Genomic DNA, 15071 nt, shown 5'->3' with positions numbered 1-15071 from the left:
AGGGAGAATGTATTATAATGATTTGGAACAGGAAACAGCTTAGAAAGGGAGCGTGGAACACGGTATTTAAACGTGGACTTATGGCTTGGATGGCTATGGTCGCTGTGTGTTTTATTTTCTCTTATCTTGGGGTAGATGATTCTTCCCAGACAAAATTCGTGAAGGGAATAGATCAGGTGCTTGGACAGGAGACCGAGCATGAGGCTGACAATGTGACCATACTCAAGGAGTATGTAAAGAATATGCCGATGATTGAGCATATGTCGGAGAAACAAGCTGAGACAGTAGCCAGGGTGATAGACTCGGTGACGGTGAAACAGACTTGGATCATCAAGCTTTTAGGCGCCAACACGGCATATGTGAAGAGAAATCCCGGCGAGGTCATAGTGATGCTCCTGATATCTGCTCTTATCATGGCTGTTGTCCATTTCTTTATACAGAGTGCGGCGATAGTGGGCAAATGCCGTTATGCCATGGAGTGCAGATACAGTGACAAGGTGTCCGTCAACCGAATGTTTGCGCCTTTCCATAGGCACTATGTGCTAAGACTTATGTGGGTCATGTTCTGTTACAATGTTGCTATGACGCTCTGGTGGCTCACGATAGTCGGTGGTGTGTACAAGTATTACCAGTATAGGATGGTTCCATATCTCCTGGCCGAAAATCCAATGCTCAAGTGGAGAGATGCGAAGAACATGTCAAGGGAGATGACCAGAGGCTATAAGTGGAAAATGTTCCTGACGGATCTGTCATGCATCCATGTGTGGTTGATCAAGGCTATACCGGTTGCAGGCCTTCTGGTAGCAGTGCCATTCCAGATGGAGCTTGATGTGGAGATGTACTTCTGGTTCAGACAGAATATAGGTGTGGAAAATTTTGTTGAGGCAGCATTCAATGCTGCACCGTATAACAAAAAGGCTATCGAGGCTGCTTATCAGTCGGCAGGAGACGCGGGAGTTGCTGAGGTATGGACTAAACCGGCCTATATTCTCCAGGATGTCGCGGTCGAGGTTCCTGAGGGAATGAAGGTGAAGAGTGAATATAGTCTCAGGGACTTCATTTTCTTCTTCTTTGTGTTCTGTTTTATAGGATGGCTTTGGGAGGTCGTACTCTATATAGTTATGGATCACATACTTGTAAACCGCGGAACAATGTATGGACCGTGGCTGCCTGTGTACGGAGTCGGCGGCGTTGCTATCATATTCTTGCTTGACCGTTTCAAGGCAGATAAGGTGAAGCTGTTCGCTATGGCGATGGTGGTATGTGGAATCATAGAATTCATAGCAAGCTGGGTACTGGATTTCTTCTTTAACTCACAGTATTGGGACTACAAGAACGAGTTCCTTAATGTAAATGGAAGAATATGTCTGGTGGGGCTTCTTGCGTTTGGCATGGGAAGTCTGTTTGGAGTGTATATAGCGGCACCGAAGCTCAGTGAATTTCTGAATTCCAAGAGCAAAAAAGTGCAGAACATCATATGTATAACATTGTCGGCATTGTTTATCATAGATCTGATATGCTGTGCCATCTTCGGATTTAACAAGGGCGAAGGAGTTGGCGGCACCTTATAAAGAGAAGGAACCAATATGACGAAGTCATATAAAAAGGAGGAACCAATATGACGGATATACAGAATGGTAAAATGATTGATCCGGGGAAACAGTCCTGGAATATAAAAGCAGGAGTATTCAGCTCCTGTATGCTGCATATCATTGCGATGACATGTATGCTCAGTGATCATATGTGGGCAACATTGTTTCCATATTTGGATATACTTACATGCATAGGAAGAATAGCATTTCCGATATTTGCCTTCATGATAGTTGAGGGGTTTTATCACACCAGTAATTTCCGTAGATATCTGTGCAGAATGCTGATATTTGCGGTGATATCTGAAGTTCCGTTTGATCTTGTGTCCGGAGACAGCGTCTTGTATCTGTTTCATCAGAATGTACTTTGGACATTTCTCATAGGATTACTTCTGATAGCATTGATAGACAAGGTAAGAAAAACAGGCAAGGTATGGCTGTGGATCCCGGTTGCGATTGTTGTGACTCTTGTGGGATATGTGATAGGAACGATCACCATGGTTGATTTCTATGGAGCGGGAGTTGTCATGGTTATAATGTTCTATCTGTTCCGGGGCAAGGAACCATGGAAATTGATAGCACAGCTCGTGTGTATGTATTACATCAATGCACAGCTGCTTAGCGGATATTGTTATACGTTTAGTATAGCGGGACATAGCTTTGAGTTCCCGCAGCAGGCGTTTGCGCTCATCGCATTGCCGGTGATATGGCTATACAATGGAAAACTGGGATATCATAAGAAGTGGTTTAAATACTTCTGTTATGCTTTTTATCCGGGGCACTTGCTTGTATTGTACATAATCTGGCAGATGGTGATGTAGACATGGTATGAGCAGAGAATCGGTGGTTTTTGCAGATATTTGAGAAAGGAAGAAATAGTATGAATGCGGCTCATAAGATAGTGGTTTTGGTTGGCAGTATATTCCTTGCTGTCGGTGTTTTCGTGGGAATTATATTTGCGATTGTAGCGGAGCCGGGAAAATTCCCCCTGGCCATGCTGAGCCTTCCGGGAAGTTTCTTACTGATCGGTGGGGGAATGGATATAGTGGTGGCGATATTGGTCCACAACAAGAAGATGATAGTAAAAAAAGGAGCGAAGTATCCTGCAAAGATATATGGATACACAGAGAATACTTCTGTTAAGGTGAACAATACATATATGATGGACACGATCGTGCATTACTTTGACAGCTACCATGTTGAGCGGGAGGCTATAATACCAACGGGATTTACAAGGGGGGCCGGCATGTACCCAATAGGTCTGACGATAGATATATTTGAGTACAATGGCAAATACGGCTATGATCCGGATTCAGTAAGGGATGAGAGGCTTCCAGGTGAGGAAGAGCTCATGGACAACAAGCCGGTGGCACCGGATAAGCTGAGACTTGTGGCGGTCAGATGCCCGAATTGTGGTTCGAGTTTCCGTGCAGCGACTGGATATTCCAGCAAATGTCCTTATTGTGGAAGCTATATGAATGTGAACATGTAAATTGTTATATTGTCTAATTGGAAAAGAGCGGGTGTGAGCTGGATACCCGCTCTTTTCGTTACAGAAGCTGCCACCAACGCCATTCTAAAAATGTAGAATAAGTCAAAATTGCTCAACTCAATATGCAATTTTACCCGTGTTAAGCAAAAAATACACCTGACATATAACTATTAACTAACCGCTATTAGTAAAAATATCTATAAAAATTTTGATAAATCGCAAAATTTTGCTAATTAATCCAAAAATATTCTATTCTTTCAAAACTCCTGTCAAATTATAATGAATACAGTCAATGAGGCAAGACGAAAAAATAAAACACACAAAGCCAAAACACAGGAGGGAATGTAATATGAGAAAAAGAAGAATTTTAGCTGTAGCAGCAGCTGCAACACTTGCTTTATCAATGGTAGGATGTGGATCAGGCGGAAGCTCAAGTGGCGGAAGCTCAAGCAGTGGAGTAGCCAACAAGGACAAGCCACTTTGCTGGTTCAACCGTCAGCCATCTAATAGCTCAACAGGAGAGCTTGACAAAGATGCCCTTAACTACAACAAGGACACATATTATGTAGGATTTGATGCTAATCAGGGTGCTGAGCTCCAGGGCCAGATGGTTCTTGATTACATCAAGGCAAACGCAGCAACGATCGATCGTAACGGCGATGGAGTCATCGGATATGTACTTGCAATCGGTGATATCGGACACAATGATTCAATCGCACGTACAAGAGGTGTTCGTTCAGCACTTGGCACAGGCGTTGATGCAAGCGGAGCAGTTGATTCAACACCAGCCGGAACAAATGTAGATGGTAAGGCAACAGTAGTACAGGATGCTAAGCTTGATGTTGATGGCAAGACATATACGATCAGAGAGCTTGCATCACAGGAGATGAAGAACTCAGCAGGAGCTACATGGGATGCAGCTACAGCTGGTAATGCAATAGGAACATGGACAGCTTCATTTGGTGATCAGATCGATGTAGTTGTTTCAAATAACGATGGTATGGGAATGTCAATGTTCAATGCTTGGGCAAAGGACGCAAAGGTTCCTACATTTGGATACGACGCTAACAGCGATGCAGTTGCAGCAATCGCAGAGGGCTACGGTGGAACAATTTCACAGCATGCAGATGTTCAGGCTTACCTGACACTGAGAGTTCTCCGTAACGCACTTGATGGTGTAGATGTTGATACTGGTATCGGTACAGCTGATGAGGCTGGAAATCAGCTTGAGGAAGGTGTTGATTACAGATACAGCGCAGACGAGAGATCATACTACGCGCTGAATGTGGCAGTAACAGCAGATAACTATCAGGATTTCACAGATTCAACAAAGGTTTATGACAAGGTTTCAAAGCAGCTTGACTCAAGCAAGAGCCCAAGCAAGAAGGTATGGCTTGATATCTACAACGCTTCAGATAACTTCCTGAGCTCAACATACCAGCCACTTCTTCAGAACTATGATGACCTTCTTAACCTGAATGTAGATTACATCGGTGGTGATGGTCAGACAGAGTCTAACATCACAAACCGTCTTGGTAACCCAGGCGAGTACGATGCATTTGCAATCAACATGGTTAAGACAGACAATGCAGCATCATACACATCAATTCTCTCTAAGTAATATAAGTTACCTGGATGATTGATCAATAGGAAATGATTTAACTCAGAGGGGTGTCAGACTAAACATTTGATACCCTTCTTTTACTAAGAGTATGTATCAAGTTTTCTATGAAAACTTGATATGTAGCATCAGCCCTCGCCGAAGGCGACTTTTAATGGGCTGGTGTTCAATGAAAGGAAGTAGAGATATGGCAGAAGATAAGAATAAATACATCTTATCGATTCAAGGCATGAGCAAATCATTCGGCAGAAACAAGGTCCTTAACCATATTAATTTGAATGTTAAACCTGGTTCGATCATGGGACTTATGGGTGAGAATGGTGCCGGTAAATCGACAATGATGAAGTGTCTCTTCGGAACCTATCAGAAGGACGAAGGAACAATAATATTAGATGGAAAAGAAGTAAATTTCTCTGGCCCTAAGGATGCACTCGAGAATGGAGTTGCGATGGTTCATCAGGAATTAAATCAGTGCCTTGAGAGAAGCGTTGTTGACAACCTGTTCCTTGGACGTTATCCAAAGAACTCTCTTGGAGTCATCGACGAGGGCCGTATGAAGAAGGAAGCTTCAGACTTGTTCAGAAAGCTGGGTATAACGGTCAATCTTACACAGCCGATGAAGAGGATGTCAGTTTCCAAGAGACAGATGTGTGAGATCGCAAAGGCTATTTCGTACAATTCCAAGGTAATCGTACTTGATGAGCCTACATCATCGCTGACAGCACCAGAGGTTGCAAAGCTTTTCAAGATGATGAGACAGCTCAAGGAGCAGGGAATTTCCCTGATCTACATCTCACATAAGATGGATGAGATATTCGAGATCTGTGATCAGATATCAGTTCTCCGAGACGGTAGTCTGGTCATGACAAAGGACAGCAAGGACACCAACATGAACGAGCTTATATCAGCCATGGTTGGTCGTTCACTTGATAACAGATTCCCACCGGTCGACAATACGCCGGGTGAGACGATCCTCTCAGTACAGGGACTCTCCACAAAGTATGCACCGAAGCTCCAGAACATCACATTTGATGTGAAGAAGGGCGAGATATTCGGCCTCTATGGTCTGGTTGGCGCAGGCCGTACAGAGCTCCTGGAAACTATATTTGGTATTCGTACAAGAGCAGCAGGAAATGTAATGTATGGTGGCAAGATCATGAACTTCACTGGTCCAAAGGATGCTATGGATCACGGATTTGCCCTCATCACTGAGGAGAGAAAGGCAAATGGTCTCTTCCTCAAGGCAGATATCACCTTCAATACCACCATTGCAAATATGAACCACTACAAGAGCGGCGTGGCACTGTCACATGACAGCATGGTTCGTGCCACAGCTGAGGAGATCAAGGTCATGCACACCAAGTGTATGGGACCTGACGATATGATCGCCAACCTGTCCGGTGGTAACCAGCAGAAGGTTATCTTTGGAAAATGGCTTGAGCGTTCACCAAATGTATTCATGATGGATGATCCTACAAGAGGTATCGATGTAGGAGCTAAGTATGAAATATATGAACTTATAATCAACATGGCAAAGCAGGGCAAGACTATCATAGTTGTCTCCTCTGAGATGCCGGAAATCCTGGGTATCACAAACCGTATAGGTGTTATGTCAAATGGACACCTTGCCGGAATTGTAAATACCAAGGAGACTAATCAGGAAGAATTGTTAAGACTTAGTGCTAAATATTTGTAATAGAGAGGAGCATGGATATGGCAGATAAAAATATGATCCTTTCGGCTGATGCAGAGGAAAAACTCCTTAAGCCGATTGATGAATATGTTGGAAAGATACAGGCTCAGATCGATGAACTTCGAGTTGATGGATCTGACAAGGTTCGTAGTTTGAAGAACCATATAGCTATCGCAAAGGAAGATAAGAATTTATCAAAGGAAGAAAAGGATAGCATAATCGCAAAGGATAAGGCAGCCCTGGAGAAGGCAAAGGCAGTTGAGGCAGCCAACAAGGATAAGGTTGCAAAGCTTATCGCTGACGCAGAGGGATACCTTAAGGAGCATTATGACAGCGAGTACTACAGCAAGGTAGTGGCAAGCTGCGAGACTGAGAAGGCAGCAGAAAATGAGTCATATGAGAGAGTAAAGGCAACACTCAAGACAGAGCATGAGCAGACACTTGCAAAGCTCTCTGATCCGGAAGAGATCAAGGACGAGAAATATGTATACAAGAACAAGCTCTTTGATGCACAGATGACACATGAGTCAAGACTTCAGGAGATTAAGGACAGAAAGCATGATGCATTTTCACACAAGTATCATCTGATAGATCTCCTTAGAATGTCCAAGTACACATTCATGCAGAGCAGAGCACAGAAATTTGAGAATTACAAGTACACATTCAACACAACACAGTTCCTTTACAAGAACGGTCTGTATATAGTAATCGTGTTGATATTCATTGCACTTTGTATCATCACTCCAATTGTGAAGAACACACAGCTCCTCACAGTTACCAATATACTGAACATACTTCAGCAGGCATCACCTAGAATGTTCCTGGCACTCGGAGTTGCGGGACTTATCCTCCTGACTGGTACCGATCTTTCGATTGGACGTATGGTTGGTATGGGTATGGTTACAGCTACCATTATCATGCACAATGGTGCAAATACAGGTGGTGTGTTCGGACACATATTTGATTTCTCAAGTATGCCGGTTGTAGGAAAAGCATTATTTGCACTTGTTGCATGTATTATCCTCACAACAGTATTTTCAAGTATTGCAGGTTTCTTCATGGCGAAGTACAAGATGCATCCGTTCATTTCAACAATGGCGAACATGCTGATCATCTTCGGACTTGTAACATATGCGACAAAGGGTGTTTCATTTGGTGCTATTGATTCAGCAATACCAAATATGTTCATCCCAACAATAGGAAGTTTCCCAACTATTATCATTTGGGCAGTAGTTGCAATCGTAGTAGTATGGTTCATCTGGAACAAGACTACATTTGGTAAGAATCTGTACGCTGTAGGTGGAAACCCGGAGGCAGCAGCAGTTTCAGGTATATCAGTTTTCAAGGTAACACTTGGCGCATTCATCCTTGCCGGTATCCTTTACGGATTCGGATCATGGCTTGAGTGTAACAGAATGGTTGGTTCAGGTAGTGCAGCTTATGGACAGGGCTGGGATATGGACGCCATAGCAGCCTGCGTTGTTGGTGGTGTTTCATTCACAGGTGGTATCGGTAAGATCTCCGGTGTTGTAACTGGTGTTCTTATCTTCACATCACTTACCTACTCACTTACCATTCTTGGTATTGATACAAACCTTCAGTTCATATTCGAAGGTATCATCATCCTTGCCGCTGTAACTCTTGACTGTCTCAAGTATGTACAGAAGAAGTAAGGAACAACAAATTTAACTCTCACAAAACCTTTATATAAAAAGCCGCTCGGATCGTCTACAGGATGGATTGAGCGGCTTTTTTCATAAGGAGGGACCCGCATGCACAGAAGGCTGGCCTGAGGAGATATTTATATATTGTAAAATCTTGGGCGAGTGTTCCGCTTCCTTCGCTCTATTTTCCTGTAAGGGCTATATGTGGGGGGAGTTACAATTTTATCCTACAGCAGCTATTTTGCTGGAGATAGGGAAAATATTCCAGATTACGGGAGGGCAAGATGTTCAGCCGTAAACAAGCTGGATCCTCAGCTGGAAACAGGCAAGGTTTCGAGTCACGGGCAGGTGAGAAATTTCCCTAACGGTATAGATGAAGAAATAATGAAAAAATAATAAAAGTACAGATATTCTTTGCGGTATTTGATATAATTACACTGCTGGAAAAAACCGGTGAACCGGGTGGTATTTGATGATAGAAAGGATTCTTACTATGGATAAATACAAGGTTATCCTTGTCGATGACGAGGAAGAGGTTATAGATGTTATAGAGAGAAAGATCCACTGGGATATGCTCGGATTTGATGTTGTGGGCAGTGCCAACAACGGTGTTAAGGCTCTTGAACTGGTGGAGAAGCTGCAGCCGGATGTGGTCATAACGGACATCAAGATGCCGTATATGGACGGTCTTGAGCTGTCCAGTAGACTTAACAATGATTATCAGAATATACACATCATCATATTCACAGGATTTGATGAGTTTGAGTATGCCAAGGAGGCAGTGCACCTTGAGATAGAGGAGTACATGCTCAAGCCTATAAATGCCTTAGAACTTTCAGACTGCCTGAAGAGGGTCAAGAACTCTCTGGACAAGGAGAGGGAGGAAAAGCTGAATGTGGAAAAGCTTGCAAATTATTTCAATGCATCTCTGCCTGTTCTTCAGACAAATCTGTTTGTATCCCTGATAGAGGGCAGAGTGAGCGAGTCGGATTATGAGAAATTCCTTGCAGCATACCAGATCGATATGAAAGGACCGCTTTATTGCTGCACGGTTTTTCATACATCGGAGCATCACGTTCCAGATGGAATGAACCCACTTCTGTTGTCAATGTCGGTGGAACAGCAGATCAAGGACAGAATTGCTGATACATGGACATGCCAGGTGTTTACATACTTGGGCAACACAGTGCTAATCATCGAGATAGCCTCGGAGGATGCCATGTCAGAGCTGACGGATGCCTGTGACAGATTCTGCAGATGGGCTTACCGAGTCATGGGCGCCGTGGTGACTGCCGGTATTGGCAGAGTGTGCGACAGCCTCCTGAATATCAACAATTCATATGAGGGTGCCAGGGAAGCTGTATCATACAGGGTTTTATACGGAACCCAGAGGGCTATAAATATTGCTGAGATCGCACCGAAGGAGCAGAAGGCAGCAGTACAGTATGAAGATGCAAATATGCATGAGCTTATCAAGTCAATATATCTTGGCAAAAGAGATGCCATTGAGGGCGCAGTACATGATGAGATAGAGAAGCTGCACAGATCTGCACAGACCATGAACAGGTACAAGCTGACGCTCATGGAGATGGTAGGAACATTCTACAGATTCTGCGCAAATAATTTTATAGATTTTGACAATTTTTCAGGTGGAATCAGTAACCCATATGAGAAGGTTCCGGAGATGGATGAAGTCACACTCACAGCATGGCTCATAGACACATCTATGGCGATCAGCGAGGAATTGAAAAATGCCAGAAATAACACATCCAGAAGAATGGTAACGGATGCCCAGAATATGATAGTTGGCAGGTATATGGAGCCCGATCTGTCGCTGGATACGGTGTGCTCAGAGCTTGGTGTGTCCAATTCGTATTTTTCATCGGTGTTCAAGAAGGAGACAGGCAAGTCATTTATCTCGTATCTGACGGATTACAGGATGGATCACGCAGCCAATCTCATACTTGAGACAAATGAGAAAAGCTATAAGATAGCAGAGCAGGTGGGATATCAGGATGCAAATTACTTCAGCTACGTGTTCAAGAAGAGATTTGGAATGTCGCCATCAAAGTACAGAACTGAACATACGGGGAATAAGTAGAGCAGAGAAAAAATAATGGGAGTAGAATTGTTTTGAAGATCAGAGAGAAAAAGAAGGGTGCTCAGGGCAAAAAGCAGAAAAATAAATATTCTCTGCGCACGAGGCTGCGAGGCTGGTTTCATCATGGCAGATTTATAGGATTTGACATACAGTCAATAATCATGGCGGTGCTCACAGGACTGACGATAACCACAACTGTTGTTATGGGGTTCCTTATTTACAATAGATTCAAGCTTGCGATAAAGCAGACTGCCGTCTCGAATGCAGAAAGCATGATAGAGAGTACTGTGGATAAAGTGGATACAGACCTGGCAGGCATCAGACAGATATCTAATGGAGTGAATTATAACATTATCCAGGAATATGACATCTCCAGTCAGGAGTTCAGCAGACAGTTCAGCCTTTTATATGAGGTGAATGTTGACAAAGTGCAGAGTATGGCGTTGTACGACAATTCCGGGAAGCTTGTTGCTGCGGAGCCGGTTGCGGTGCAGAAGGATAAGGTTAATGTGGAGGAACAGGAATGGTACAAGAATGCATCTGAAGATATAGAGAATATGCACTTTTCTACACCTCATATACAAGATCTGTTTCAAGATGGCGCCAACAGGTATTATTGGGTCATATCCCTCAGCCGTTCTGTTGATATCAATGATGGAGATAAGCCGGTAAACGGCGTGCTTCTGATAGATATGAAGTATTCCGTGATCGAGGAGGCTCTTTCAAGGATCAATGATTCTTCAAGTGAGACTTATTATTATCTGTGCAACCGTGACGGAGATATCATATACCATCCGCGAAGAGCAGAGATAGACAGAGGCTTTTTCACAGAGGAAAGTACAGAGGCAGCGGTATACGATGACGGTACATATGAGATCAAGATGACGGGTGGCAAAGAAAATGTTGTTGTCAGCAGTATAGCCTACACTGGATGGAAGATCATAGGAGTTGTCCCGGAAAGTGTTCAGACTGCCAGCATCAATCAGTACAGATATTACATTATAACTACGGTTGTGATATTGCTTATGATGCTCTTGTGGGTGAACAGGATCATAACAAAGAAAATCTCAAAGCCTATACTTAAGCTGAATGAATCAGTAAAGTCATATGAGACAGGTGGAACCACGGATATATATATTGGAGGATCCTCCGAGATAAGACATCTGGGATATTCGGTCAAGAAATCCTATGAGCAGATAGAGGTTCTGATGCAGGAAATAATCAGACAGCAGAATGAGCGGAGAAAGAGTGAAATGGATGCTCTCCAGAGCCAGATCAATCCGCATTTTCTGTATAATACACTGGAGTCTATAACATGGATGGTGGAGGCGAACAGAAATACAGATGCAGTATTTATGATATCTGAGCTTGCAAAGCTGCTCAGAATAAGTCTGTCAAAGGGCAGAACCGTCATAAGGATAGCGGATGAGATCCAGCACAGCACGAGTTACATGAACATACAGAAGGTAAGATATAAAGAAAGATTTGCTACAGAATTTATCATAGACGAAGAGATAAATGACTATTGTACAGTTAAGCTTATCGTGCAGCCAATCCTGGAAAATGCAATATACTACGGTGTGGGCAACATGGATGAGGACGATGGCGGCAAGATAACTGTCCGCGGTGAGAAGAAGGGCGACGACATATACATTTCAGTTGAGGATAATGGCATGGGTATGACGGAGGAGGTTGCCCGGAACATCCTTGTGGACAACAATAAGGTGCCAAAGCATGGCTCCGGAGTGGGTGTTATCAATGTTCACTCCAGGATAAAGCTGATGTTTGGCAGTGAATATGGATTAAAGGTGTACAGTGAGCCGGACGAGGGAACAAAGGTTGTCATTCACATTCCAGCCATTCCTTATACGGAGGAGAACAGAGAGAGACTTGAGAGGCAGGATTTTGGAAGGGGGATGGTGACAGATGAAGAAGAGTAAGATAACCTTTCTGATCGCGGAGCTGTTTCTGGTGGTTATAGCCGGATTCTTTATACATCAGATATTCCGGGAAAATGTACCTCAGAAAAGAGTAGCGGTCATACTTTCAAATTCCGGTGATAAGAGGTGGGATGGACTTATAAATGGACTAAAACAATCAGCAGATGTCAATGATGTCCATCTTATCATATGCAACACCGATGATATCGAGTCAGCCCAGGATGAGAAGGAGCTAATAGATGAACAGCTTGAAAATGATGTAGATGCATTCATAATTTGTCCTGCACCGGGCGAGGATACATCGGATATGCTGGGACAGCTTGGCGATGTGCCATTTGTACTTATAACCCAGGATGCATACAGTGAAGATGGCGCCTCGGGATTTGTTACGATAAAACCTGATAACTACAAGATAGGATATACCCTTGGAGAACAGATCAGGGCAAATGATGCGGACGGACTCCGTGGCAAAAGCATAGGCATTATAACCGGATATTCCCAGACAGAGGGAAGTGTGAGCGGAAAAGCAGGACTTATGGATGCGATAGAAGGAACCGGATGCGAGGTGAGCTGGGTGTACAGCCGATGTGGCAATCAGGACATATGTGGCATTGTGGATATTCTGGGAAAGGTGGACTACATGGTTGTGATGGACACATATGCGATCGATGAGATAGGAGAGAATGCGGATAACGGTATGTACAATGGCGCCCAGATATATGGAATGGGGACCAGCGTAAAATCTGTGGCGCTGCTTGATGCGGGCAAGATAAAGTGCCTTGTTATTCCGGATGGCTACGGTGTTGGCTATGCCAGTGTGACAGAGGTAGTAAAAGGTCTGAACAGCAGGTTGTATACGATGAAGAGTCGGGAGGAGGGCATAAAGATAATATACAGTGACGATTTGTTCTCCGAAGATGTAGAGAGGTTTTTATATTCATATGAGTAGACAGAAACTAAGAAAAATATATGTGCTTTTGCTGGCGGCTGCGATGATAGTCTCGTTTATGGGCTGCGGCAACAGCAATAAAAAATCAAACAAAACCATGAGAGTCGGGGTGGTCACTTATACAGCAGATGATCCATTCATAAATGCCATGGTCGAAAAGGTGAAATCCAATCTTAAGACTATGGAGACCACAAATATGAATGTGATAGTATCGGTGAGAAGCGGTGATAATGATCAGCGTGAGCAGGACGAGATAGTTGATGAGATGATAGATGCAGGCTGCGATGTGCTGTGTGTGAATCTTGTAGACAGAACCGCACCGGCAAATATCATCAAGTCTGCAAGGCAGAGTGATATACCAGTGATCTTTTTCAACAGAGAGCCGGTGCGTGATGACCTGATGCAGTGGGAAAAGCTCTACTATGTTGGCTGTGACGCAAAAGAATCTGGTGATATGCAGGGTGAGATTGCGGCAAGTTATATAAAGAAGCACAGCAAAGTGGATCGCAACGGTGATGGCAAGATACAGTATGTTCTTCTGGAAGGCGAGGCCGGACATCAGGATGCCATAAGCAGAACTGACTGCTCGGTGAAGACCATCATGGAAGGTGGAGTGGAGCTTGAGAAGCTCAGTTATCAGTTTGCCGACTGGAACAGAGGTCAGGCGGAGAACAGAATGACACAGCTTATAAGTCAATATGGCAGTCAGATAGAGCTTGTCATATCCAACAATGATGAGATGGCACTGGGCGCAGTTGAGGCGTACAATAACTCAAATATAAGCCGCGACAGATGGCCTGTGATCTTTGGAATAGACGGACTTGACGATGCTCTTCAGGCGATAAAGCAGGGAAACATGCAAGGAACAGTTTATAATGACAAAGAGGCCCAGGCAGGAGAGATAGCGCGGTTGGCAGTTGATCTCTTCAAGGGAAACAGCCTTGATGGTCATAATCTTGACGAGGGCAAATATTACGTGTCGCCTTACTGGAAGGTCGATGTTGACAGCGTGGATGATTTCCTGCTCAGATAAGTACAGGAGCGTTAAAATAAGAGCCTGAAATAATGAACTAAAATAGCTGACTAAAGTTACAAACTGATACATGAGTAAACAATCGTGAATTAAAAGCATATATAATTGGAGAAGATCTGTCTGGAAAAATTATCAAGAATTGATGTAGAGATACAGATCCAATTATATATTCGGGAAGGATACATATGGAAAATAGCTGGATAGAAGAATTTTACAAAGAAACGGATGCAGATAAGAGACTTGAATTGCTGGAAAATAACAGCACGGATATGGACGGTGACAGCGCCGGTTCGTCTACTGTTTTCCGTCAGAGATTGTGGACAGCGAGATATGGCAAGAGAAAGCCGAAGAATGATGCATTTGTGGGCTGCCTTATGGAGCTCAAATACATATCGGAGGGCGGCTCTGTTGACATCGGAGGTCAGAAAAAGAAACAGGCTGTGGAGATCATAAGCAAGCTCTGTCTGTTCGACGCAGACAAAAGAAGTGCCGAGGAACAGGAGATACTGCTATATGAACTCAAGAATGCGTTCCTCAAGTTCATCGAGGTGAGCAGAGGCGGCAGAGGTTTCACATCCATAGCATTTGGTATGGGGCAGCTCTCGGATGAGGGCGTGGCGAAGAAGATCGCAGATCAGATAAGCTCCATAGCATTTGACGCGCCGCACATGCTGCACATGGACAAGGAATTTGCCATACTTCAGAGTGCCGCACTGGCGGCATTCAGGCAGGAGTATCCGAACAGGGAGCATTTCTTGAGAAAATGATGATAAGCGTGATTATGAACTGTATTTGCGGATAGGCTTGAGCCCTGACAACTGATACATTCATAGCGTAACGATATGGACAGGACATTTATTGAGCCCTGTCCTTCTTATATGTTGTATCACTTTTTTATCAGTGCTACAATAAAGAAAATTCGAATTTAACACACATCTAAAAAACGAGAATTCACAAAAACGTAGCCATAAAATGGTGATGAAAGGACG

General features: G+C 43.7%; 12 protein-coding genes. All 12 read left to right on the top strand.

Going from position 1 to position 15071, the window contains the following annotated elements:
- Positions 1–17 precede the first annotated feature (17 nt).
- Positions 18–1571 (top strand): DUF975 family protein, encoded by a 1554-nt coding sequence (locus NQ536_RS13530; protein WP_004852820.1) that lies wholly within the window; start codon positions 18–20, stop codon positions 1569–1571.
- A 47-nt stretch (positions 1572–1618) separates the two neighbouring features.
- Positions 1619–2410 (top strand): TraX family protein, encoded by a 792-nt coding sequence (locus tag NQ536_RS13525; RefSeq protein WP_004852822.1) that lies wholly within the window; start codon positions 1619–1621, stop codon positions 2408–2410.
- 59 nt (positions 2411–2469) lie between these two features.
- Positions 2470–3081 (top strand): zinc-ribbon domain-containing protein, encoded by a 612-nt coding sequence (locus NQ536_RS13520; protein WP_004852824.1) that lies wholly within the window; start codon positions 2470–2472, stop codon positions 3079–3081.
- A gap of 349 nt (positions 3082–3430) precedes the next feature.
- Positions 3431–4702 carry a substrate-binding domain-containing protein gene (locus tag NQ536_RS13515; RefSeq protein WP_022058043.1) on the top strand — a complete coding sequence of 424 codons (1272 nt, stop codon included), beginning with the start codon at positions 3431–3433 and terminating at the stop codon, positions 4700–4702.
- 187 nt (positions 4703–4889) lie between these two features.
- Positions 4890–6398: a sugar ABC transporter ATP-binding protein gene (locus NQ536_RS13510; RefSeq protein ID WP_044998273.1), complete on the top strand. Its 1509-nt coding sequence runs from the start codon at positions 4890–4892 to the stop codon at positions 6396–6398.
- Between the two features lie 17 nt (positions 6399–6415).
- A complete protein-coding gene (locus tag NQ536_RS13505; RefSeq protein ID WP_022058265.1) occupies positions 6416–8068 on the top strand; it encodes a galactose/methyl galactoside ABC transporter permease MglC in 1653 nt (550 codons plus the stop codon).
- Positions 8069–8263: 195 nt separating this feature from the next.
- Positions 8264–8455, top strand: coding sequence for a hypothetical protein (locus tag NQ536_RS13500; RefSeq protein WP_004852831.1), 192 nt, complete (start codon positions 8264–8266; stop codon positions 8453–8455).
- Positions 8456–8552: 97 nt separating this feature from the next.
- Entirely contained in the window at positions 8553–10160 is a 1608-nt protein-coding gene (locus tag NQ536_RS13495) for a response regulator (RefSeq protein ID WP_044998295.1), read from the top strand.
- Between the two features lie 32 nt (positions 10161–10192).
- Complete coding sequence (locus NQ536_RS13490; protein WP_004852834.1) at positions 10193–12100, top strand: cache domain-containing sensor histidine kinase; 1908 nt, start codon at positions 10193–10195, stop codon at positions 12098–12100.
- Positions 12087–13049, top strand: a complete 963-nt coding sequence (locus NQ536_RS13485; protein ID WP_004852835.1) for a substrate-binding domain-containing protein — start codon at positions 12087–12089, stop codon at positions 13047–13049. Before NQ536_RS13490 ends, NQ536_RS13485 begins: the two co-directional genes overlap by 14 nt.
- Positions 13042–14082: a galactose ABC transporter substrate-binding protein gene (locus NQ536_RS13480; protein ID WP_004852837.1), complete on the top strand. Its 1041-nt coding sequence runs from the start codon at positions 13042–13044 to the stop codon at positions 14080–14082. The genes NQ536_RS13485 and NQ536_RS13480 overlap by 8 nt, the downstream gene beginning before the upstream one ends.
- 185 nt (positions 14083–14267) lie before the next feature.
- Positions 14268–14849 (top strand): DUF6553 family protein, encoded by a 582-nt coding sequence (locus NQ536_RS13475; RefSeq protein ID WP_004852838.1) that lies wholly within the window; start codon positions 14268–14270, stop codon positions 14847–14849.
- Positions 14850–15071 lie beyond the last annotated feature (222 nt).

Origin of the sequence: Coprococcus eutactus, assembly GCF_025149915.1 — a bacterium.
GTDB classification, from domain to species: Bacteria; Bacillota; Clostridia; order Lachnospirales; family Lachnospiraceae; genus Coprococcus; species Coprococcus eutactus.
The sequence above is the reverse complement of the archived record's forward strand: the minus strand, read 5'-3'. Positions and strand labels throughout refer to the sequence as shown.